Origin of the sequence: Pseudoalteromonas sp. SG44-17, from assembly GCF_014164235.1 — a bacterium.
GTDB lineage: Bacteria > Pseudomonadota > Gammaproteobacteria > Enterobacterales > Alteromonadaceae > Pseudoalteromonas > Pseudoalteromonas rhizosphaerae.
Genome location: NZ_JACJEV010000011.1, coordinates 1 through 24,344, shown reverse-complemented (window position 1 = coordinate 24,344; position 24,344 = coordinate 1). Strand labels below are relative to the sequence as shown.

Annotated in this window: 18 protein-coding genes; 15 read left to right on the top strand and 3 right to left on the bottom strand. The window is 42.3% G+C overall.

Features of this window, described 5'->3' with window-relative positions:
• Positions 1-46 precede the first annotated feature (46 nt).
• The 8 genes from H5182_RS09945 to tldD are packed head-to-tail and all read left to right on the top strand — an operon-like array spanning position 47 to position 10,558.
• Positions 47-1,090, top strand: coding sequence for a rod shape-determining protein (locus H5182_RS09945; protein WP_145238587.1), 1,044 nt, complete (start codon positions 47-49; stop codon positions 1,088-1,090).
• Positions 1,090-1,932, top strand: a complete 843-nt coding sequence (mreC, locus tag H5182_RS09940) for a rod shape-determining protein MreC (protein WP_182717725.1) — start codon at positions 1,090-1,092, stop codon at positions 1,930-1,932. The genes H5182_RS09945 and mreC overlap by 1 nt, the downstream gene beginning before the upstream one ends.
• On the top strand, positions 1,925-2,404 hold the full coding sequence (mreD, locus tag H5182_RS09935; RefSeq protein WP_145238590.1) for a rod shape-determining protein MreD: 480 nt from the start codon (positions 1,925-1,927) through the stop codon (positions 2,402-2,404). Before mreC ends, mreD begins: the two co-directional genes overlap by 8 nt.
• Positions 2,404-2,973, top strand: coding sequence for a nucleoside triphosphate pyrophosphatase (locus tag H5182_RS09930; protein WP_145238593.1), 570 nt, complete (start codon positions 2,404-2,406; stop codon positions 2,971-2,973). Before mreD ends, H5182_RS09930 begins: the two co-directional genes overlap by 1 nt.
• A 1-nt stretch (position 2,974) precedes the next feature.
• Positions 2,975-4,447: a ribonuclease G gene (gene rng / locus H5182_RS09925; protein ID WP_149982651.1), complete on the top strand. Its 1,473-nt coding sequence runs from the start codon at positions 2,975-2,977 to the stop codon at positions 4,445-4,447.
• Positions 4,447-8,292 (top strand): YhdP family protein, encoded by a 3,846-nt coding sequence (locus H5182_RS09920; protein ID WP_182759953.1) that lies wholly within the window; start codon positions 4,447-4,449, stop codon positions 8,290-8,292. Before rng ends, H5182_RS09920 begins: the two co-directional genes overlap by 1 nt.
• 20 nt (positions 8,293-8,312) lie before the next feature.
• Complete coding sequence (locus tag H5182_RS09915; RefSeq protein WP_182759987.1) at positions 8,313-9,122, top strand: carbon-nitrogen hydrolase family protein; 810 nt, start codon at positions 8,313-8,315, stop codon at positions 9,120-9,122.
• A complete protein-coding gene (tldD, locus tag H5182_RS09910; protein ID WP_149982653.1) occupies positions 9,119-10,558 on the top strand; it encodes a metalloprotease TldD in 1,440 nt (479 codons plus the stop codon). Before H5182_RS09915 ends, tldD begins: the two co-directional genes overlap by 4 nt.
• A 93-nt stretch (positions 10,559-10,651) precedes the next feature.
• Here tldD and H5182_RS09905 read toward each other — a convergent pair whose 3' ends face one another.
• Both H5182_RS09905 and gorA read right to left on the bottom strand, forming a co-directional pair.
• Entirely contained in the window at positions 10,652-11,479 is an 828-nt protein-coding gene (locus H5182_RS09905) for a mechanosensitive ion channel family protein (RefSeq protein WP_149982654.1), read from the bottom strand.
• A 207-nt stretch (positions 11,480-11,686) separates the two neighbouring features.
• Positions 11,687-13,048, bottom strand: coding sequence for a glutathione-disulfide reductase (gene gorA, locus H5182_RS09900; protein ID WP_149982657.1), 1,362 nt, complete (start codon positions 13,046-13,048; stop codon positions 11,687-11,689).
• A 131-nt stretch (positions 13,049-13,179) separates the two neighbouring features.
• Here gorA and prlC point away from each other — a divergent pair, with 131 nt between their 5' ends.
• From prlC to H5182_RS09875, 5 genes are all read left to right on the top strand, one after another.
• The gene (gene prlC, locus H5182_RS09895; protein ID WP_145238693.1) at positions 13,180-15,231 is read left to right on the top strand and encodes an oligopeptidase A; all 2,052 of its coding nucleotides are present in this window, start codon (positions 13,180-13,182) and stop codon (positions 15,229-15,231) included.
• A 126-nt stretch (positions 15,232-15,357) separates the two neighbouring features.
• Positions 15,358-16,539: a two-component system response regulator gene (locus H5182_RS09890; RefSeq protein WP_182759952.1), complete on the top strand. Its 1,182-nt coding sequence runs from the start codon at positions 15,358-15,360 to the stop codon at positions 16,537-16,539.
• 57 nt (positions 16,540-16,596) lie between these two features.
• A complete protein-coding gene (locus H5182_RS09885; RefSeq protein ID WP_145238699.1) occupies positions 16,597-17,352 on the top strand; it encodes a class I SAM-dependent methyltransferase in 756 nt (251 codons plus the stop codon).
• Between the two features lie 121 nt (positions 17,353-17,473).
• The gene (locus H5182_RS09880) at positions 17,474-19,399 is read left to right on the top strand and encodes a methyl-accepting chemotaxis protein (protein ID WP_182759951.1); all 1,926 of its coding nucleotides are present in this window, start codon (positions 17,474-17,476) and stop codon (positions 19,397-19,399) included.
• Between the two features lie 105 nt (positions 19,400-19,504).
• Complete coding sequence (locus H5182_RS09875) at positions 19,505-19,978, top strand: peroxiredoxin (RefSeq protein WP_145238704.1); 474 nt, start codon at positions 19,505-19,507, stop codon at positions 19,976-19,978.
• 108 nt (positions 19,979-20,086) lie between these two features.
• On the opposite strand, the gene H5182_RS09870 is transcribed toward H5182_RS09875, so the two are convergent.
• Entirely contained in the window at positions 20,087-22,213 is a 2,127-nt protein-coding gene (locus H5182_RS09870) for a S8 family peptidase (protein WP_182759950.1), read from the bottom strand.
• A 324-nt stretch (positions 22,214-22,537) separates the two neighbouring features.
• Here H5182_RS09870 and H5182_RS09865 point away from each other — a divergent pair, with 324 nt between their 5' ends.
• A complete protein-coding gene (locus tag H5182_RS09865; protein ID WP_182732052.1) occupies positions 22,538-23,722 on the top strand; it encodes an NAD(P)/FAD-dependent oxidoreductase in 1,185 nt (394 codons plus the stop codon).
• A gap of 270 nt (positions 23,723-23,992) precedes the next feature.
• A complete protein-coding gene (locus tag H5182_RS22175) occupies positions 23,993-24,226 on the top strand; it encodes a TnsA endonuclease N-terminal domain-containing protein (protein WP_220497086.1) in 234 nt (77 codons plus the stop codon).
• The last annotated feature ends 118 nt before the right edge of the window (positions 24,227-24,344 follow it).

The following is a 24,344-nucleotide window of genomic DNA, read 5'->3' as shown; positions in this document are numbered from 1 at the left end:
TTGCATAAGCTAATATAAGAATATTTTTCAAAGGTCATCCAGCCTCATGTTTAAAAAGCTCCGTGGTATTTTTTCAAACGATCTATCGATCGACTTGGGTACAGCCAACACCCTTATTTATGTTAAAGACGAAGGCATTGTCCTTAATGAACCATCAGTAGTTGCGATCCGTCAAGAACGCGCTGGTGGACCTAAAAGTGTAGCCTCAGTAGGGACTGAAGCAAAGCAAATGCTTGGTCGAACGCCTGGTAATATCAAAGCCATTCGGCCAATGAAAGACGGTGTAATTGCTGATTTTTATGTAACTGAAAAAATGTTACAACACTTTATTAAACAAGTGCATAACAATAACTTTTTACGTCCAAGTCCGCGTGTGCTTATTTGCGTACCGTGCGGTGCTACGCAAGTAGAAAAACGCGCAATTCGTGAATCGGCTATGGGCGCAGGTGCGCGTGAAGTTTATTTAATTGAAGAGCCAATGGCTGCGGCAATCGGTGCAGGTTTACCGGTATCAGAAGCAACAGGTTCAATGGTTGTAGATATCGGTGGTGGTACCACTGAAGTTGCAATTATTTCACTAAACGGCGTGGTGTACTCATCATCTGTACGTATTGGTGGGGATAAGTTTGATGAAGCAATTATCAACTATGTACGTCGTAATTTTGGTAGTTTAATTGGTGAAGCAACGGCTGAAAACATTAAACATCAAATTGGTTCTGCGTTTAAAACAGATGAGCCAATTGAGATTGAAGTACGTGGCCGTAACCTTGCCGAAGGTGTTCCGCGTTCATTTACGCTTAATTCACATGAAATATTAGAAGCCTTGCAAGAGCCATTAATGGGGATTGTTAGTGCGGTAATGGTTGCCCTTGAGCAATCGCCACCAGAGCTGGCGTCAGATATATCAGCCAAAGGCATGGTATTAACAGGTGGTGGTGCATTACTTAAAGATTTAGACCGTTTATTAATGGAAGAGACCGGCATTCCTGTTGTGGTTGCTGATGATCCATTAACGTGCGTTGCGCGTGGCGGCGGTAAGGCACTTGAGATGATTGATATGCATGGTGGTGATGTATTTAGTTACGACTAATGAAGTTAATGTTCGGGCGTGCCATTTCTTTGCAGCTGCGACTTTTTGTCGCAGTGCTTTTGAGTATCGTGTTGATCGTAGGCGATCGTTATACGCAAGGTGGCACCACAGTACGCACTAGTTTAAACACCTTAGTTAGTCCGTTATTGTATTTAGCCAATTTACCTTATGAAGTATTTAGCCTCGGGGCTAAAAGCTTACACACGCGCGATCAATTATTAACTGAAAACGAAGCCCTCAAGAAAAAACAATTACTGCAAAGCGAACAGCTTCAGCAATATCAATTCTTAAACAAAGAAAATCAAAAGCTACGCGCGTTACTTGGTTCTTCTGCTAAGCAGTCAAATCGTAAAATTATTGCTCAAGTTCTCTCTGTTCATTCAAATCCTTATAGCCATCAAGTGGTGATCAATCGTGGCACGATAGATGGCATCAGTGAAGGCCAAGCGGTGATTGATGAGATGGGGGTCGTCGGACAACTTACCAAAGTAGGCTCAACGACGTCTCGGGTGTTACTGATGACCGACACAACCCATGCCACACCAGTACGTATTTTACGTAATGATGTGCGTACCGTGGTTGAAGGGATTGGTAAAATTAATTTAGTTAAACTCTCCCATGTACCCCATAGTTTAGATGTACGGATTGGTGATGTGCTAGTGACATCAGGACTTGGAGGCACTTTTCCTGAGGGCTACCCGGTTGCTGTGGTAACTGAAATTAATCGCGATGAGGGCCGCCCGTTTGCTCAAGTATACGCCGAGCCTATAGCTCAGTTAGATCGTATTCGCTTATTAGTGATCTTATGGCGTAATCAGCAGGAAACTATCAGCAATGAATAGTCGTTACTTCTTATTGATCACCGTGAGTATTTTCTTTGCGTTGATCATGGCTTTGATGCCATTGCCTTTTTCGTTTGAACCCTTTCGCCCTGACTGGGTGTTATTAGTATTAATGTACTGGTCTTTAGCTGTTCCACATCGATTAAATATTGGTACGGCTTGGGTAGTTGGCTTGCTGATTGATTTAGCCACAGGGTCACCGCTGGGAATTAATTCACTCACTTACTCAATTTGTATTTTTGTAACCGCAAGTAACTTTCAAAAAATTCGTAATTTTTCAATTTGGCAGCAAGCGATACTCGTGGGCTTATTTTTAACCCTATATCACTTAATGCAATTTTGGCTTAATCACTTTTTAATGGATGTTTATTTCAACCCGCAGTATTTATGGCCGGTCGTGACTGGCATGTTAAGTTGGCCTTGGATTTTCTTATTGCTACGTAAATATCGCCGTCATTTCAGGATCAGGTAATGCAAACTGCCATTTATTTAGCGTCAGCTTCTCCTCGGCGCAAAGAATTACTAACTCAACTTGGTATCGAATTTTCACAATTTAGTGTTGATGCTGATGAAAGCCAGCTAGCAGACGAAACTCCCCTTGAACTTGTTGAGCGTTTAGCGCGTCTAAAAGCTCAAACCGGTGTTGCTATGGGGTATACAGATCGCCCCGTACTCGGCAGTGATACCGTAGTGGTCATAGATAATCAGTCACTAGGTAAACCCCGTGATAAAACTGACTTTATGGCAACCCTAAAACGTTTATCTGGGCGCAGTCATCAAGTGTTAACGGCAATTGCATTTGCTACTGAACACAAGGTCATGAGTTGTGTAGTAACCACGCAAGTGAGTTTTAAAACACTCTCAGAACAAGAATTAGCAGCATATTGGCAAACTGGTGAACCACAAGACAAAGCCGGTGGCTATGGTATACAAGGACTCGGTGGGCGCTTTGTTACTAATATTTCCGGTAGCTATTTTGCGGTAGTAGGCTTACCTTTATATGAATGCGAAAAATTATTAAGCGAATTCCTAAGTAGGTAACATGAGTATAGAATTACTGATCAACGTCACCCCGAGTGAAAGCCGTGTTGCCCTGATTGAAAACGGTGTATTACAAGAAATTCAACTAGAACGTATTGGCAATTTAGGTATCGTCGGTAATATTTATTTAGGTAAAATAAGCCGAGTGTTACCGGGTATGCAAGCTGCGTTTGTTGATATTGGTTTAGATAAAGCGGCTTTTTTACACGCGTCTGATATTGTAAATAGCGCCTCTATTGTTGAAGGTGTTGACGAGCAACCAATTAAAAAAGTACAAGATATTCGCGAGTTAGTGCGCCAAGGTCAATACATTATGGTGCAAGTGGTAAAAGATCCACTGGGTACTAAAGGCGCACGTTTAACAACTGACATCACCATCCCTTCTCGTTATTTAGTATTTATGCCAGATGCCACCCATGTTGGTGTGAGTCAGCGTATAGAAACCGAAGAAGAACGCGCGCGATTGAAAAGCATTGTAGGTGAGTATGGCGATGAAGACGGCAGCTTTATAGTTCGTACTGCAGCTGAAGGTGCCAGCGAAGCTGAGTTGCGTCACGATGCCGAGTTTTTAAAAAAACTATGGAAAAAAATCGTCACTAAACGTAAAAAAACCAGCAAAGAAAGTATTTTGCATGAAGATTTAACCTTAGCATTTCGAACTCTACGAGATTACGTAGGGGAAGACATGGAGCGTATTCGGGTTGACTCAAAGCTAACCTATGAAGAGCTAAAAAGCTTTACCGCAGAGTTTGTACCAATCCTTTCCGATGCTTTAGAGTATTACCCAGGCGAGCGACCAATTTTTGATTTGTTTGATGTTGAAAGTGAAATACAAAAAGCCTTACATCGTAAAGTGACGTTAAAGTCAGGTGGCTATTTAATTATCGACCAAACCGAAGCGATGACCACGGTCGATGTTAATACCGGTGCCTTTGTTGGCCATCGAAATCTCGAAGAAACTATTTTTAACACCAACGTAGAAGCTACTTCTGCGATTGCCCGTCAGCTTAGGTTGCGTAACTTGGGCGGTATTATCATTATCGACTTTATTGACATGGTTAGCGAAGAGCATAAGCGTAGGGTATTGCATTCACTTGAGTCTGCGCTGGGTAAAGATCGCGTTAAATCAAATATTAATGGTTTATCGGCATTAGGCTTAGTGGAAATGACCCGCAAACGTACTCGAGAAAGTCTTGAACATATTTTATGTGATGTATGTCCGGCCTGCTCTGGGCGCGGTTCACAAAAAACCGTTGAAACCGTATGCTATGAAATACTACGTGAAATTGTTCGAGTAAACCGTGCTTACGCGGCTGATAAATTTATGGTTTATGCAGCTCCCGCGGTAAGTGAGGCATTACTTAACGACGAGTATCATAATCTTGCAGAACTAGAGTTATTTATTGGTAAGCAAGTGAGCATTCAAACCGAAAGCCTCTACAGTCAAGAGCAGTTTGATGTGGTTATGATGTAATGAAAGCAAAGACGGTCTGTTTTTTTTGTATCCGTAAGTTATGGCAAGTGTTCGCCATAACGCTGGTACTGCTTGCCGTTGTTGTTTCGGTTTTAAAATATACCCTGCCGTATGCCAATGACTATAAAGGTGACCTTGAAAGTTACCTATATGATAAGTTTGCGGTTAATTTATCAATTGGGGCTATTTCTGCCAGCTGGCATGGCCAAGGTCCTTCTATTGTCTTGGAAGATATCACCTTTGAAGATAATAAAAGCTCACCCATCGCACTGACTATCGCTAAAGCTAGCCTTGAATTAAACGTCTGGGAAACCATCAAAACACGACAGTTAAAATCTAACTACTTTGTGATCAACGGTTTCCATGCTGATGTTGATATGCCGACTATGTTGCAGTCAAACAGCAGTGAGGTATCGTTTGAACAAAAAGAGCTGATTGAAGGCTTATTCTTAGGTAAAACCGGTCATTTTGCGGTTGAAAATAGTAGTCTTAATTTTATCTTGGCAGATGGTAAAGAGCGTCGGGTAATGCTTGAAGACATCGTTTGGCAAAATCAATACGAACAACACTTAGCTAGTGGTACTTTAGCATTGCCCGGGATTTCAGTGGGTACATTTGATGCTCGCTTGGCATTAACCGGATCGACGCTAGAAACCATGCTGGGTGATATTTATGTGCAAGCAAATAATGTTGATGTGTCGAAATGGCTGGCTCAGTATATTAATGCCAGTAAAGAGCAGCTCAATTCTGACATTAACTTAGAATCATGGTTGAGTATTGAAAAAGGCCTGATCAAAGATGTCACAGTTAAATGGTTGCCAAGCTTTATTAATTGGCAGCAAGATACAAAAAGTCATCAATTTAGTTTAAGTGAAGGGGGTTTTCGCCTTTACCCTTGGCAGCAAGGTTGGCGGTTAAAAAGTTCAGGGGTGCGGCTCTCAAACGATCAACAGCATTGGCCCGACTTTCAATTTGAAGCACAGCTGGATAACAAGCAACAACAAATTTGGTTGCAAGAACTCGATTTTGACTTGGTTACAAGGTTAGCCCAGTTAAGTGATTTTGCTGAATTAGAGCCGCTGTTAAGTCGTCAACCCAGTGGTCAAGTTAAGCGCGCTTATGTGCAATTTACATCAACACAGCAATGGCAATTATGGTTTGAAGCCCAGCAATTGGGCTGGCTTGCAGAGCAAGGTGTGCCCGGTGTGCAGGGCTTACTTGTCGATGGTTTGTTAAATCAAGATCGTGGTCGTATTAATCTGTTTGGCGAAAATAGCGAGTTACTTACCGCTGATACTTTTAGCCAGCCAATCAAATATAACCAACTGAATATGCAAATTGATTTAGCCAATAGTGAGCAAGGTTGGCAGATCAGCAGTGATAATATGTGGCTTGATAATGATGAGGTCACTGTTGCAGCCGAAATGAAGCTTAGCTTAGACGAACAGCCTCGGCTTGATTTATATGCAGAAGCATTTGCACCAGATGCCAGTGTTGCCAGCCATTATTTCCCACGCCCTGTGATGACTAAAAATTTAGTTGATTACTTAACTGGGGCTATTAAAGGTGGCGAACTTACTCAAACACAAGTGCTGTTTTCTGGGCCATTAACGGGCTTTCCATTTGCCGATAATTCAGGACAGTTTGAAGTATTAGCGCAGGTAGATAACGCCAATTATCAATTTGCCCCTGATTGGCCTGCAGTAACTCAAGCGAGTGCAAAATTACATTTTGAAAATCAGCGTATGGATATTTACTCTGAGCATGGGCGGCTTGTTAACTTAGCGGTCGGTGATGCCGTGCATGTCAGTATTACAGATCTAATGAACGCAGATGTACTGAGCGTAAAAATTAATAAACGTGCTGAGATGGAAAAATTACTTCCGTTTTTTAAAGCAACGCCAATTGCTGAGCCACTAGCAAATGTATTTGAGGTGATCCAAGGTAACGGCGCTGCCAGCGCTGATATTGAGCTACTTGTTGATTTAAATGAGTTAGATGTAACAGCTAAAGGCATGGTTAATTTAAAAGATCTGCCAGTGTATTTAGCACAACCTGGGCTTCAGCTTGAAGGTGTGACAGGTAAGCTCTATTTTAATGATGATCAGATCACTTTAGAAAATGCTAACGCAAGTTGGTTAGGAATGCCGCTGAAAGTTAACTTTAATGGTAAAAATATTGGCCCAAACTATCGTGCTGACGTTGATATAAAAGCACAGTTAAATGCTGATACGTTAATTTCTCATGGTCAAGACTTACTAAAAGGTTACTTGCATGGTGAAAGTGAAGTGGCTATTAATCTTGCTCTAAACTTTTTAACGGACGGCTTTGATTATCGCGCTAATGTCAGCTCACAACTCGAAGGGCTCAGTAGTGAGCTGCCCGCACCGTACACTAAAAGTGCCGATCAAGTATGGCCGCTAACGGCTGTTATTCAAGGTGATAATATTTCTAATTTGATCACCGCTAATATTAATAACAACTTATATTTTAATGGCATCTTAGCGAATAACGTTGGCAAACTAACCAATGCACAGTTTATTTTAGGCGAGCATGATCTGGGTTTAAACCAGCAAGACTTAAGTGTTGCAATTGATTTAGAGCAAACAGATCTATTACCTTGGCTTGGCTTGATCCAGCAGATCATCACCATCAGTCAAATAGAATCAGCTGAGCAGAGCGTACTACCACCATTAAAAGAAGTGGTGGGTAACATTCAGCAATTAACCATTGGTGATATTGCATTTAATGATTTTGAAATGCGTTTAGCGCCGACCCCAAGTGACATGAGCTTACGGCTAAACGCCAAAGAATTACGCTCGCAAGTACTTATTCCGCGAGATAAATCAAGTCGTCCGATTCATATTGCCAGTGATTATTTACGCGTTAATTTTACCCCAACAACAGACGAATTACCGCCATCTGAAACACCTCAAGATTACACTTGGTTGAGTGACATACCGGCCATTGAATTTGAGTGTACTGATTGTAAAGTGGCCAGCTATCAATTAGATAAAGTCAGCGCATCGCTTTATGGCGATGGTCATAAGCTCACCATATCTGAGCTGGTGGTTGATAAAGGCAAGCATGTGTTACGTGCTAAAGGGCACTGGCAAGATGGTATAAGCCAATTTAGTGGCAATATGCAAAGTGATGACATTGGTGAGCTATTTGATGAGTTTGATATAACCACCACAGTTAAAGATTCACCCGCAGATATTAAATTTACGCTTGAATGGCAAGATGCGCCTTATTTATTTGATATTGCCAGCCTCAATGGTAATTTAGATTGGCATTTAGGCGAAGGGCATTTAGCTGAGGTAAGCGATGGCGGCGCACGGGTATTTTCGTTATTGAGCCTGGATTCATTAGTGCGTAAGTTAAAACTCGATTTTAGAGATGTATTTTCGAAAGGTTTTTTTTATAACAGTCTGCAAGGCACCATGCAGGTAGATAAAGGCATCGCTTACACGCAAGATACTAAAATGGATGGGGTGCCTGCTGATCTGACGATTAAAGGTCATACCAACCTCAATACCATGGAAATTGATTACGATTTAGCGGTTGCACCACAAGTGACCTCAAGTATTCCGGTGATTGTCGCGTGGATGGTCAATCCGGTAACTGGGCTTGCGGCACTGGCGATAGATAAAGTGATCCACTCGGCGCGCGTTATTTCTGAGATTAACTTTAAAGTGACCGGCAGCATGACTGATCCTGTAGTGAAAGAAGTAGATCGTAAAAGTCGTGAAGTGACTCTTCCGCAAGCTGCACAAAACCAACCTCAAGCCGCCGCCTCCAGTGAGTTAACACTCAAAGATGCCGCGGATACAGCCACCCAATGAGGCCTTAAACGATGCAAGCTATGATAGTCGCTCTACAAATGTGCTCCGGGCTGTGTGCTGATGGCAACATGAATCAACTTAGGCAACAGTTAACCACGCTTCCTGCAACTCGGCCGTTACTGGTGTGTTTACCTGAAAGCTTCTTGGTGTTTGCTAATAGCGGCCATGAAACACTTGTTGTAGCAAAGCAAAGTGATGTTTATCAACAACAATTAAGTGAGTTATGTCGCCAACATGATATTTGGCTAGCTGCAGGTACTGTGCCGATTGCCACAGAGCATGACAAATATTTTGCAGCGTCTTTGCTGTTTAATGAGCAAGGTGAAGTGCTGGCCCAGTACAATAAAATGCATTTATTTGACGTTGATGTTGCTGATGGGACTGGTGCGTATCGCGAGTCTAACTTCACCGAAGCGGGCAGTGACATTGTGGTGGTCGATTCACCGTTTGGTAAAATAGGTCTTACAGTATGTTATGATCTACGCTTTAGTGGCTTATTTAGTGCTTTGCAACGAGCTGGGGCAGAGGTTATTTTAGTGCCTAGCGCATTTACTACCATAACAGGTGCAGCTCATTGGCAACCGTTATTAACGGCCAGAGCGATAGAGACGCAAAGTTATGTGATTGCTGCTGCGCAAGTAGGGCAACACGAAAATGGTCGCGCGACATACGGCCACAGTATTATCATTTCTCCTTGGGGCGACGTCCTCAGCGAGCTTGCAAATGGCATTGGGTTTATTGGTTGTCAGCCAGATCTAAACCGCTTACACGCCATTCGTCGAGATATGCCAGTGCAATCTCACCAACGATTTAGAGAGCATTTATTATGAACACGGTTGAACAGCATTTATTACACGACAGCCAGCTAAATCGAGAAGAACTCGAAAAAACGCTTGGTTTTATTCATCAGCATAAAGTTGATTACGCGGATCTTTACTTTCAATCTAGCCACCATGAATCATGGGTGCTTGAAGATGGCTTAGTAAAAGAAGGCTCATACAACGTTGAACGCGGCGTCGGCGTACGTGCAGTTAGCGGCGAAAAAACCGGTTTTTCGTACTCTGATGCAATTAATTTAGAAGCACTTAACAAAGCCGCAACCGCTGCGCGCAGTATTGCCGAAGCAGGTGAAAGTAAAGCCATTCAGGTATTTAGTGATGTAGCAGCAAAACAGCAGTTTGCACCACTGCAGCCGATTCAAAGCATGAGTGATACCGACAAAGTAAATTTGTTACGTGAGCTTGAAAATTATATTCGTGAGCTTGCTCCTGACGCAGAGCAAGTTATTAGCTCTATGTCTGCGGTGTATGAAGAAGTATTGATTGCGGCCAGCGATGGCACATTTGCCACCGATATCCGCCCATTGATCCGTTTAAATTGCTCGGTATTACTTGAAAAAGACGGCCGCCGTGAACGCGGTGGCGCAGGTGGTGGCGCACGTTTAGACTATGGTTACTTTAAAGAGCTGGTGGATGGTAAACCCCGCTGGATGGAATACGCAGAAGAAGCCGTACGCCAAGCAAAAGTAAACCTTGAAGCTATTGACGCTCCAGCGGGCACGATGGAAGTGGTACTTGGCGCAGGTTGGCCAGGAGTATTACTGCATGAAGCCGTAGGTCATGGCCTAGAAGGCGACTTTAACCGTAAAGGAGCCTCGGCATTTAGCGGTAAAGTGGGCCAAAAAGTCGCATCAGAGCTGTGTACTGTAGTTGATGACGGCACCATTGCCGATCGCCGTGGTTCACTTAATGTGGATGACGAAGGTACGCCTGCAGCGTACAACGTACTTATCGAAAACGGTATTTTAAAAGGCTACATGCAAGATAAAATGAATGCGCGTTTGATGGGCGTTAACCCAACTGGTAATGCGCGCCGTGAGTCATACGCGCATTTACCTATGCCACGTATGACCAATACTTATATGTTAGGCGGCGAGCACAGCCAAGCCGATATTATTAGCACAGTTAAAAAAGGTATCTTCGCCCCAAACTTTGGTGGCGGCCAAGTAGATATCACTTCAGGCAAGTTTGTATTTAGTGCCTCAGAAGCCTACTTAATTGAAAACGGCAAAATTACTCGGCCAATCAAAGGCGCCACATTAATTGGTAACGGCCCTGAAGTTATGCAGCAAATATCTATGGTTGGTAACGATCTTGCGCTGGATAAAGGTGTGGGTGTGTGCGGTAAAGACGGTCAAAGTGTCCCTGTTGGCGTTGGCCAGCCAAGCTTGAAAATAGATAACTTAACAGTGGGTGGCACCGCTTAATTTTTGTAACTGCTGTTGAGCTGTAAAGAAAAAAGCTTAGCCCCTGATGGGGCTAAGCTTTTTCTTTATTGATTGATAACTAAGTGCTTAAACTTAGTTTTTTAACTCACTTTTTGCAGCTTCGTTATACCAAAGCTCCATAAAAAAAGCGGTTAGCTTATGCTCTATTTCTAGCGCCTTGTCAGTTGGGCAAAATAGCGTAAAGCTGGCTTTAAACTCGCCCAACTCTGTGGTACTAAAGTGTATTTCAGGCTCAGGGCCAGAAATTTTTGCATCTAATTTTCTTTCGATAATCGAATTATAACGACCAGCCACATCTTGAAACTCTTCACAATATTGCTTCGCTTTCGTGGTTAGAGTTTCGTAAATTGGATACGGATTAAAACTTTCTTTACGCACAATACTAAAGTGATGAGTGGTAAAACGTTTTACAAAGTTTAAGTTTTTAATCGGGTTAGTGATCAGTTTATTATTCGGAATATAAATAGTTTTGCGAGAAAACTGATAGGTGTGCATGTCAATTTCATGCATGGTGGTTTTGATCCAATCAGTTTCTGCTATTTCACCATAATATTCACCAACCTGAACCCAGTCGCCAACCCGAAACGGACGGGTAGTGACTAAATAGAAAAAGCCAATTATACATTGAATAAACTCTCTGGTCGCAAATACAATAGCCACTGCAAATGCCGCGATCGACAGCGCAAAGTTCTGGATTTCAGTAGACCATACAAATAGCAGTAATAGCACCGTTGCTAGGTTAATAGAGTGCTTAATATTGTGCGAAATATAGCGAATATCTTTTTCTTTTTTTTCTGCTTTATGGCGCGCAAATCTGTCAACCAGCGCCTTAAGAGTAAACGCAATAGTGATCATTGCTAGTGAAATAAGTACCGGATGGAGCAGTAAATCTTTGTTCATAAATTCCTAATTGATGGAGCGTTAATAAGAAATAACACGCGACCATACTAACTAAATTTTGCAGATTTAACCACGGTAGAACAGTAATAAAGGGGCTAGGGCGATCAATTGAGAAGGGATACAGCGATAAAAAAAACCTTGCAGCGTTAACTGCAAGGTTTTATCTTTTTAGCCTTTAGCCTTTAGCCTTTAGCCTTTAGCCTTTAGCTAGCGCATAGTAACAAACTCTTCTGAGCCAGTTGGGTGCAGCGCAACAACGGCATCAAAATCTGCTTTGGTTGCGCCCATTTTCATAGCTACTGCAAAGCCTTGGATCATTTCATCAACAGCAAAACCTAAGCCGTGTAAGCCTACAACTTTCTCGTCAGGGCCTGCGCACACTAGCATCATGTTACATGCTTGGCGATGCTGAGTAACCGCAGTGTACATAGCTGCAAAGCTTGATTTATACACTTTTACGTTCTCGTTGCCGTACTGCGAAATTGCTTCTTGCTCAGTTAAACCAATGGTACCAATTGGCGGGTGGCTAAATACCACGGTAGGAACTAAGCTGTAATCCATTTTTAAATCATCTGGCAGGTCTTTATTGAACAAACGCTCTGATAAAGTACGGCCTGCTTTTACTGCAACAGGGGTAAGCTCTATACCGCCTTCGATGATATCACCCACAGCATAAACATTTTTAGCCGTGGTATTTTGGTACTCGTCTACCTTAACGTAACCGCCTTCGTTTACTTCAACACCCGCTGCGACTAGGTTAATCTTATCAGTCGTCGGTGTACGGCCAATGGCCCAAATGACTTGATCAACATTTTGACTGTAGCCATTTTCAAAGTGGATAGTTAAGCTGCCATCGCTTTCTTTAACTACTTCTTTTGGTGAGCATTCGGTATGCAGCGTCGGGCCTTCTTTGGCCATAATATCAACAAGGGTGTCGATGATGTATGGGTCAAAGGTGCGCAATGGTTTATTTTTACGAACAAATAAATGGGTTTCTGTACCTAGGCTATGTAGTACACCGGCAATCTCTACCGCGATATAACCGGCACCAACAACTGCAACGCGTTTTGGTTGTTCATTCAGCTCAAAAAAGCCATTTGAATCGATGCCGTGTTCAGCACCTGGGATATTTGGAATGCTAGGGCGACCGCCTACGGCCACTAAAATATGATCGGCGGTGTAGTGCTCGCCGTCTACTTCGATTGTTTTACTGTCAACAAATTTAGCGAAGCCTTTAATAACTGTTACGCCGTTTTTAGCAAGGCCATTATCGTAACCTTTATGAATGCGGCCAATATAGGCTTCACGGCTTTCTACTAGTTTACTCCAGTTGAATTCTTTTACTTCAACATTAAAGCCGTAATCAGGGGCGTATAAGTTAATTGCTTCAGCAACTTGAGCGCCATGCCACATTACTTTTTTTGGTACACAACCTACATTTACACAGGTTCCACCCATATGTTTTGCTTCAATTAGTGCCACTTTCGCGCCACGCATTGCTGCACGGTTAGCTGACGCTATCCCGCCGCTGCCGCCGCCAATCGCAATGTAATCAAAATGCTGAGCCATCTTTAGTCCTCAAGTTTATATAAAACGTATTTCTCTGATAATAACACATGGCAGACCCGTTAAAAGCCCCTTGTATTTCGAGACGTACGCCCCAACTTAAAAATCATATTCGAAACGATTTGAGAGCTAACATGAGCGATTTACAAAATAACCCACTAATAGGCCTTGAAGGCTTACCACCGTTTTCAAAAATTAAGCCAGAGCATGTTGTGCCGGCGCTAAAAGCGGGTATTAGCGAATGCCGCGCTAAAATAGACGAAGTGCTGGCTAATAAATCATTCACTTGGCAGGACTTAGTGTTACCTCTTGAAGAAGTTGACGATAAATTATCGCGAATGTTTTCTCCGGTATCGCATATGAACTCCGTAGTTAATAGCGATGAATTACGTGAAGCGTACGAACAATGTTTACCACTTATCTCAGAGTATTCAACCTTTGTTGGTCAACACCAAGGGTTGTATGAAGCCTACAACGCACTGCACAACAGCGATGAGTTTAAAACGTTAAGTACGGCTGAACAAAAAACTATTACTAATGCATTGCGTAGCTTTGAATTATCGGGCATCGCCTTGGCGCCTGAGCAGCAAAAGCGCTACGGCGAGATCAGCGCACGTTTATCAGAACTTGCGGCTAAATTTGGCAATAACGTGATGGATGCCACATTGGCTTGGCAAAAGCACATTACTGATGAAAGCGAACTCGCAGGTTTACCTGAGTCGGCGTTAGCGTTAGCGGCAGATACAGCAGCAAGCAAAGAATTGGACGGCTGGGTATTTACCCTTGATTTCCCGTCTTACTTACCGATCATGACTTATGCTGATAACCGTGAATTACGCGAAGAGACGTATACGGCATTTGCAACACGCGCATCTGATCAAGGCCCACACGCTGGTCAGTTTGATAACTCTGAGATTATGAGTGAAGAACTCGCGCTGCGTCATGAAATTGCGCAACTATTAGGTTTTGCCAGTTATGCTGAAAAATCATTAGCCACTAAAATGGCTGAAACGCCAGAGCAAGTATTCTCATTTTTAGAAGACTTAGCCGCTAAATCTAAACCACAAGCTGAGCAAGAGCTCGCTGAGCTACAAGCTTACGCTAAAGAAAAACATGGCATTGAGCAACTCGCTGCGTGGGATTATGGTTATTACGGTGAAAAGCTTAAGCAAGAGAAATACGCAATATCAGACGAAGTACTGCGCCCGTATTTCCCCGCAGATAAAGTACTAAGCGGCTTGTTTGAAACAGTAAATCGTTTATTTGGTATTAGTGTTAAAGAGTTAAAAGACATTGATAGTTACCATAAAGATGTACGCTTTTTTGAAATTTACGACAGTAGCAATACCCTGCGTGGCCGTTTTTATCTTGATTTATACGCGCGTGATCACAAACGCGGTGGCGCGTGGATGGATGACTGCATGGGTCGCAAAGTACGCGCCAATGGCGAGTTACAAACGCCTGTAGCGTATTTAGTGTGTAACTTTAATAAAGCGGTAGGCGATAAGCCTGCACTGTTTACTCATAATGAAGTCACCACTTTATTCCATGAGTTTGGCCATGGTATTCACCATATGCTAACCCAAGTTGATGCCGCGCCAGTTGCGGGTATTAATGGTGTTGCATGGGATGCCGTTGAGCTGCCAAGTCAGTTTTTAGAAAACTGGTGTTATGAAGAAGAAGCACTTAACTTTATTTCAGGTCACTATGAAACGGGCGAGTCATTGCCTAAAGAGTTATTGGATAAACTACTAGCAGCTAAAAACTATAACTCAGGCATGCAAATGCTGCGTCAAATCGAGTTCTCGTTATTTGATTTTAGAATTCACAACGATTATCAAGCGGGTGAAGAATGCCAAATTCAAGCGCGTTTAGATGAAGTACGTAGCCATACATCAGTTGTTAAAGCACCAGAGTTTAACCGTTTTCAACATGGTTTTAGCCATATCTTTGCTGGTGGTTATAGCGCAGGTTATTATTCGTATAAATGGGCCGAAGTGCTCTCAGCTGATGCGTTTTCCAAATTTGAAGAAGAAGGTATTTTTAACCCAGAAACTGGGCAAGCCTTTATGCAGCATATTTTAGAAAAAGGCGGCAGTGAAGAACCAATGGAGTTGTTTAAAAACTTCCGTGGTCGTGAGCCAAGTGTCGATGCACTATTGCGCCACAGTGGTATTGCAGCTTAAGCACTACGTATATTTAATCTTGAAAAGCGCCGTTTGGCGCTTTTTTACTATTTAGAGTAATAAATTGTCGCAAAATCAGGGCTCCGTACTATGCTTTTTTAAGTAATTAATAAAAAGGAATTGGGCATGACAAAACTGGTACTGGCGATTGATGATGATAAATATGTTCATCGTGTAATAGAGGAATCATTAGCGGGGTTTTGTCAGTTAATTCATGCTAAAAATGGCGAAGAAGGTTTAAGGCAAGCTTATAAATATAGCCCTGACATTATTTTATTGGATGTTGAAATGCCGGGTAAAACGGGCTACGAAGTGTGTCGTGAGCTGAAAAGTAATGAGCAAACCAAAGATACCCCAGTGATGTTTTTGTCGGGTAAAAGCGAATTACCAGAACGTGTTAAAGGTTATAATGCCGGTGCTGCCGATTACATTGTAAAGCCCTTTAATGCAGAAGAATTAATGGCGCGTATTCGGGTGTTGTATCAATATCGTCAGCATTCTATTAAGTTAAAAAATGATGTTGCGCGCGCGCAGAGCACTGCTGAAATCGCCATGACTGACTCCGGCGATATGGGGCGCATAATGCGTTATGTTGGGCAAACCTATCACGCCCATGATGTGCAATCATTATCGGCCTATTTTTTTGAATTCTTCCGACCGCTGAATCTCGATGTGGTTGTGGCATTTTGGTATCAAGATGTAGGAGTTGTGTGTACTGATGACGGTGGTGTTTGTCCGTTAGAGCAAGAGTTATTAGAAAAGCACCGTTACTCTAATCGCTTTGTTGATTTTAGTAGTCGTACTATTGTTAATTATCCTAAAGTGTCTATTTTAATTAAAAATATGCCTTTAGATGATGTTGTGCTGTATGGTCGCTATAAAGATTTATTCCCGCATATTTTGGAGGTGACCAATGCCAAAATTCAAGATATGGAAGTAAAGGAAATGGCGCTAGCCCAAGCGCATGCGGTTGGTAATGCTTTCAATGAGCTTTCTTCGCAATTATTTGTCAGTAGCGAGGCGCGTGAAGAAGCCGTAGCTAAATTGACAACTCAGTTATCTGAATTACGTGCACTTATGCAGCAAGATCCCGCTTTTGCTGCGAACCAAGCGTTGGCATTGCAGGTTGAGCAATTAGAGCAAACACAATTACAGTTAACTATCTTGAATGATGACTTGGCTTTTATTAAGCATCAGCTCAATCACATTATTGAATCGCGCAGCGAATTGATAGAAAGCTTGAGCAACACAGCCGCGTCAGAGCACTCTCAAGACGTTACTTCGCAAACTGATATTGAGCTATTTTAGTGCTATAGCGTTAAGCAATTGATATACTTCGCAAGCTATTTACGGTCGGAGTTTATTTTGGTTATACAGTGTCCTTTTAAAGAAGTACGTCCTTATCTTAATGAAATTGAGCTGCGTTTTGGGCTCGCTGAGTGGGCGGCACAAAGCGAAGGCTTTTCACTTCATTATGATGATCAAGGCTTAAGCTTACGAAAAACCGATGAACCAAAACTTGGCGCTATTAGCGTTGACTTTGTAACTGGGGCTGTTGCTCATCGGCGTAAATTCGGTGGCGGTAAAGGTCAATCAATTGCTAAAGCGGTGGGTTTAAATAAAGGAGCGACCCCCGTTGTTCTAGATGCGACCGCAGGGCTTGGCCGTGATGGTTTTGTGTTAGCATCACTGGGTTGTAAAGTGATTTTACATGAGCGCCATCCGGTTGTTGCAGCATTACTTTATGATGGTTTGCAACGTGCTTATAGCGATAATGAAATTGGTCCGTGGATGAAGCAAAACATGAGCCTAGTGTTTGGCTCAAGTCATACCTTACTCGCGCAATGCGAAAGTATGCCAGATGTAGTTTATTTGGATCCAATGTTTCCACACCGTGAAAAGTCAGCACTGGTTAAAAAAGAAATGCGGGTGTTTCAAGACTTGGTTGGCGCAGATAATGATGCTGATGACTTACTCGCATTTGCCTACCCACTGGCTAGTAAGCGAGTGGTTGTTAAGCGGCCTGATTACGCACCATTTTTAAATAATCAGACGCCTAGCATGCAGATTAAAACCAAAAAGAATCGCTTTGATGTGTATGTCAAAGCCGCCATGGTGTGAGGCTTTATTCGTATTTTTTATTTTTGTTCCCATAAAGTTATAAGAGTTTCATATCGATTTTCATTAAACTGTCATAAATAGTTAATAGTGTACGCGCAGTTACCCAAAGGAATTTAATTTCATGCGCGTGTCATCATTCACTCGGTTGCTGGCTATTTTGCTGGCATTGGCTAGCCTGCTGTTAGGCGGAACCTTGTACTGGGCAAGTCAAACCTTAGTTAAACTCGAACAACAAGACCAATCTTATAATCAATTAAAAAATAAAATACTCGTTGATTTAAAAGGCTTACTAGAAGATTACTTAGCACAGGGCGATAGTCAGTATTTAGGGAAAGCGTCGGATTTAATTAGCCAAGTAAAAGACACCCAACTTGCTATTTTACCAATTGATTTAAAACAACAGTTAGATCTGCAATTAAGCCAACTCGATACTGATATAAAAGGTAAGTATCGTGCTTTAGGTAAACTGTCAGGTAATGAAACAGCATTACTTGATAATGCACTTAGGCAAATGGCGGGCTCAGCTTCTTCTTTAATTGGTTATGCTAACAAAGCAGGGCAACAAAATACTAACGCTCAGGCTTATTATCAGCTTGCCAGTGATTACTACCGCGAAGTGACAAATTTGTCGTTGTTTACTTATCAGCTAATGCTTAGTTTTGATCAAGACACACAAACCAACTTACAACAAAGTATTGCTAACTTAAACCGTTTAGCAAAGCAGATTGACGAGCTTGAAAACTTGGGCGTTATGAGTGAAGTTGATGAAGATAGTTTGTTTATAGATGAAGAAGCCGAAGATTTAGCAGGTGAAATTAAGGCTGAGCTAAGAAGCTGGCCGAACCGCTACCCACGTGATTTAGAGAACACCATTGCACAAGCTCAGCAGCGTCAAACAGGCATACAGGCTCTGCGCAAACAGATCAGTACACTTTCTGACACGGTGATAAATGCTGAGCAGCAACTTAAAATTCAGCAAGGTACGTTAAAGCAGCGAGTATTTGTAGTGTTTTGTATTGCCATTGGTATGTTAGTTGTATTGGCTGTTGGTGTTTACTTTGTACAGCGAAATCAAGTATTAACCCCGCTTCGTCAATTACGTGATGGCTTTGCATTTTTAATCGAAAGTAACGAATTAAAAAATATTGAAAGTAGTAACTCAAAAACAGAAGTTGGTGAAATAGCTAGTTACTTTAACCAGTTAATTGAGCGTCAACGGTTAGAGGCTGAAGAGCGTGCACAAATGCTCAAGGTGATTAACGATTTTATGCAAGAAATGAGCGAGCATCTACATACGATAAGTCAGCAAACAGATGCCAGTCATCATCAAGTTGAACAAAATCAAGAATTATTGGCTGATATTCAACATATTGGTGAGCAAGTAAACGATATAAACGGCAAGGTAGCAGATAACGCCAAGCATACGTTTTCAGCAATGGAGCAAAGTTTAGGGTTTGCCCAAAACATGCTCAGTGCTAGCTCAAATACACAACAGCGGGTGGAGCAAGGTTTACATAGCTTGCAAGAGTTGCTCAGTGGTGTACAAGATGTAGGGAAAGTTATTGAAGTGATCCGCAATATTGCAGATCAAACTAATTTGCTGGCACTCAATGCTGCGATCGAATCAGCGCGCGCAGGTGAACATGGCCGTGGTTTTGCTGTGGTTGCAGATGAAGTGCGCAAGTTAGCTCGGCAAACACAAGGTTCGCTGAGTGATATTAATAACCAGCTCAATCTATTGAGTGAAAACTCAACTATGGTGTCAACGCAAATATCAGCATTAGCTGATGATGCTCAATTGCAAACCGATAATGCCCAAGAGCTGAAACGAAACTCCGAAGGGGTAGCTCATAATGCACAGGATGCTAATAAAGTCGCTTTTGATGCCATGGAGTTGGCAAAGCAGCAAAACTCATTGTTAGAGAACTTCAGCCAGTCAATGCAAAGTATGAAAGGGCAGGTGAGTGAATCCAGTTTATTAGTGGCTGATATTCATCAGCGTTTACAGCAGCAAATGCATACTATTCGCAGTAGTTTAGGATTGTAACTTTGCTTGCAAAGGCACAATTACTCGCAACTCGATGTTAGGGTTGGTTGCGCTTTTGTGCTATTTTGGTGTTGTTCAAAACCCATCACTTTAAAAGGAAATATCATGATTTCTCAAGGTCAAACATTACCAGCCGTTAGTCTTACACAGCTTACTGACGACGGTATGCAAACACTTACCAATGAAACACTTTTTGCAGGTAAAAAAGTGGTGTTATTTGCAGTGCCAGGCGCGTTTACACCTACGTGTTCAAATGCACATTTACCTGAATTTATTACTCTAGCAGATAAAATAAAAGCCAAAGGCGTTGACGCTATTTACTGTGTATCAGTAAACGATGCGTTTGTAATGAAAGCATGGGGTGAGCAACATAATGCTCAAGCAATCGAGATGCTTGCCGATGGCGATGCTAGCTTTACCAAAGCACTTGGTTTAGATAAAGACACTGCTGCATTTGGTGGTGTACGCTCAACGCGTTATGCAATGATTGTTGAAGATCAGCAAGTCACAGGTTTATTTGTTGAACAAGATAAAGAGTTTGCAGTAAGTCGCGCAGAAGCGGTACTTGAAAAGCTTTAAAAAAGAGCTAAAAAAGCCGAACTTTCATTCGGCCAAAGTTACCAAGGGAACTGGCAAATAGCACTTATAGGCATAGAGTTTAATACAAACCCTATGCCTTATTGCTAATTAAGGCTGGTATTGTGCGTCAAGCGTTAAACCGGCAAAGGTTTTATAAGCATTCACACTCATGTGCCAAGTTCCTGCTTGAGGATTGCTAAACGTACATGTCTCTGCGTTACCGTTTTTATATGGGCGGCAATCATAGCTAGAGCCTGTTGGTTGGCTGCCAAACTTAACAAATAAATCTGCATCACCTGAGCCACCAGACGTTGTTACGGTAAAGCTTGCCATTCCTGCTGGAACATCAAGGGTATAATGTTTCCATTGCCCTGCATTAGCTGAAATATCAGATACATTTCCACCACCTGCTTGTGGATTACCTGTGTTACCAGAGGTTGTTAAATTACCAACTAAACTCACGCCTGAGTAAGCCGAGTAACCACGTACCATCACATGATATGTACCAGCAGTTGGGCTGTCTATAGAGCACTCTTCGCTGTTACCCCCTTTATACGGACGACAATCATAAGTTGATGTAGTGGGTTTACTACCTGAGCGTACATATAAATCTGCATCACCCGTTCCGCCACTCATAGTGAAAGTCACATTAGTTGCGCCACTTGGTACAGTCATTGTATAAAAAGTATCACTACTCGCAGCGCCACTTAGGCCCGTTTGAGCTTGGCCATCAAGTAACTCATTGCCGCCAACGGGTGGTGTAGTACCACCGCTTGCAGCAGCAACTGCGGCTGCAGCGTCAACAATACCAGTACCACAGTTATTGCATGTGGCAGGGAATGAGCGAGTGCTTGATTTTAATATGCTTTCAATTTCATCAGGCGTTGCAGTTGGCTTTGCTTGTTTAATAAGAGCAGCAACACCAGCAACATGAGGTGCTGCCATCGATGTACCTTGTGAGTAATGATAGCTGTCACTAGAAGGGCTTGATGAACCTGAGTTATGTGTAGATAAAACACCTTCTGAATCATTAGCAAAGCTTTGCGCACCACCAGGTGCTGCAACATCGATAGATGTACCATAGTTTGAGTAGTAAGCTCGCCCACCATTACGACCAACCGATGCAACATTTACTACGCCATTACAGTTACCAGGGTTATAGTTGTTAGCATTGTCGTTATCATTACCTGCGGCAATGACAATTACAGTGCCGTTATTACGTGCTTGGTTAATCGCGTTTTGTGTTGTTGAGCTACAAGAGCCGCTGCCACCTAAACTCATATTGATGACATCAGCAGGGTTAGCATTAGCAGGTACGCCAGAAACTGACCCGCCTGAAGCCCAAATAATACCGTCGGCAATATCAGATGTTAAACCACCACATTTACCAAGTACGCGTACCGGAACAACTTTAGCATCATAAGCAACACCAGCAACACCTTCGCCATTATTCGTAACGGCTGCAACAGTACCTGCAACATGGGTTCCGTGCCAGCTTGAACCTTGTGCACTGTTATTATTACCACACTCACCGGCAGATACTGCATCACCTGGATCGCGTGCATCACTATCGCGTGCGCCGCCGTCATTTGCGACAAATGTATCCGAAATCATATCGTAGCCAGGTAAAATATTGGCATTAAGATCAATGTGTGGACGATAACCAGTATCTAATACTGCCACTGTTACACCGCTACCTGTTGCGGTATCCCATGCAGTTGGAAGGTTTAACCCGCCAGCTTGCTCATAGTAATGCCATTGGTCGTCATAACGAGGGTCGTTAGGAGTTGCAAATGGTTTTAACATCTGGTCGATTTCAATGTATTCAACATTGCCTGAAGCCATTACTTCTTGCATATATTGTTGGGCTTCGTCAGCGCTTAGTTTTTTATTTGCACGCATAACATGATGATTGTCCAATGCCATTGCACGGATATATTGCGCCTTAACTTTTCCTTTTTTACTGGTAAAGTTTTTAACAAAGCCTTGGGCCTTTTTATTCATCATTTGTGGGCTAGTATCAGCAATCGAAAATGTTGCCATATCATTACTATTATTTTTATACTTGATGATAAAGCGTGTACCGAGAGGATCTTGGCTTTGTAGTTTTGTTGTTATGTCAGCAATAGATGGTGTTATTGCTTCGCTAGGATTTGCCATGCTTGATGTCGCTGCAAATATCGCGCTCACAGTAAGCGCTACAGCGCATTTTTTAAATATTTTTCTTGTTGTCATAATTATCCCTAGATTGTTATTAAGCTTCACGATGAATTGTCGTGAAGGGGAACAAAAGTAAATGATCTGTTAAAATAGTTAAAATAACGTTTTATTATTAATGTCTCTATTTTAGTTATATCGGGATGTTTATATGGCTAAATACGATTTTATGACTTTTATTATGCCGTTACAGTGGTTATAAAGTATTAATTAATTTGTAGACTGGCGAGGTGAACATTTATTTTTTCACACTTTGTTGTTAATAATAAAATAGTGAAATACCGCTCAGTTTGTACTTTTAAATTTGCTACAATTGCAAAAATTTCCTCATGAGATGAACAAATGACCCAAGTAGATGTAATAGTGATCGGTGCCGGAGCCGCAGGTTTAATGTGTGCAGCACAAGCAGGATACCGTGGCCGCAGTGTTACAGTGCTTGATATGGGCAAAAAGCCTGGTCGTAAAATTCTCATCAGCGGCGGCGGACGTTGTAACTTCACCAATGAAAACGCCAGCCCTGAAAACTATTTATGTGGTAATCCACACTTTGTAAAATCGTGTTTAAGCCGTTATACCCAGCATGATTTTATTGAGCTGGTGGACAGACACGGTTTGGCGTATCACCATAAAACCCTTGGGCAGTTATTTTGCGACAATAGCGCACAAGATATCGTTGATATTTTGCTAACTGAGTGCGAGTGGGCGGGTGTTAATGTTGCGCTGCGTAACGAAGTGCTTAGCGTTGAAAAAACCGCTACTGGCTATCTCGTGATCACAGAACAACAGTCATACAGCTGTGAGTCACTCGTTGTTGCCGCTGGTGGCTTAACCATGCCAAAACTAGGCGCAACACCAATAGGGTATAAAATTGCTGAGCAATTTGGCTTAAAAGTATTACCGACCATGGCTGCACTTGTACCATTTACCTTGCACCAACATGATAAGGACCGCTTTGAAGGGTTATCGGGTATTAGCGTGCCATGTATCGTCAGCAGTGAAGACGGCACAAGTTTTAAAGAAAACATCCTATTTACTCACCGTGGTTTATCAGGCCCCGCTATATTACAAATCAGCTCATTTTGGCGAGCAGGGCAAGCAGTGACTATAAACCTGTTACCAGAGCTTGATTTAACAGAGCAATTAGCAACATGGCGAGAAACCCAAGCACAAAAATCATTAAAAAATAGCCTAGCGACTATTTTGCCAAAACGCTTTATTGAAATACTGCATGAGAGTAAAGCTATTCCAGATTGCAATGTAAATCAGCTCACCCATAGCCAAATTGACGATCTAGCTAATTACATTCATAACTGGCAAATTAAACCCAACGGCACCGAAGGTTACCGCACAGCGGAAGTAACTCTAGGCGGTATAGACACCGACGAACTTAGCTCAAAAACCTTTGAAGCGAAAAAAGCCCAAGGGCTGTACTTTATTGGTGAAGTAACCGACGTAACCGGTTGGCTAGGAGGCTATAACTTCCAATATGCTTGGAGCTGCGGCTTTGCAGCAGGGCAGTATTGTTAGCTTGTGCAGCGACAATAAAGTTGGTCCGTAAGCACAAAAGTTTGCCCGTAGCGAGGTTTGCTACTATGCTTTATCTATGTAAAGGTAATGATAATACTCATGTCACGAGGAAGAAAGTTAGAATCTGTGCAGGATTTTCAGCGAGCCCTTAAGAACAAATATGGGATAGGAGAAGGATTTAATTATAAGCCCTGGCTGCGAATTCAGGATGTTAAATCCCACGGAACTAGGTCACTAGTTTTTGGGCGAAAGTCTCAGCGTGAGCATCATATGATGTCCTCAATTGAAGCTGAACTCTTTTACCTAGCCGAGTTCTCTGACAGTGTCGTTGATATAAGAGAGCAGTTTCCTATCTTGCCACTTAACTATACACTAAAAGTGGCAAATATACTGGGTATTAAGCATCCAGCTCATCCCAAAACCAAAGAACCTATAATTATGACTACGGATCAATTACTAACTATTGATTCTACTCAAGGTATTTCATATCACGCCGTTTTGTAGTGGTCAACTAATTTTGGCCACAGTTTTAGAATCTTGGTATCTAACCTCAGATTCATTTGGTGCTAAACCTGCATTATAATGATGTGGTCTAACATTGTTGTAATATCCGTTGATATAA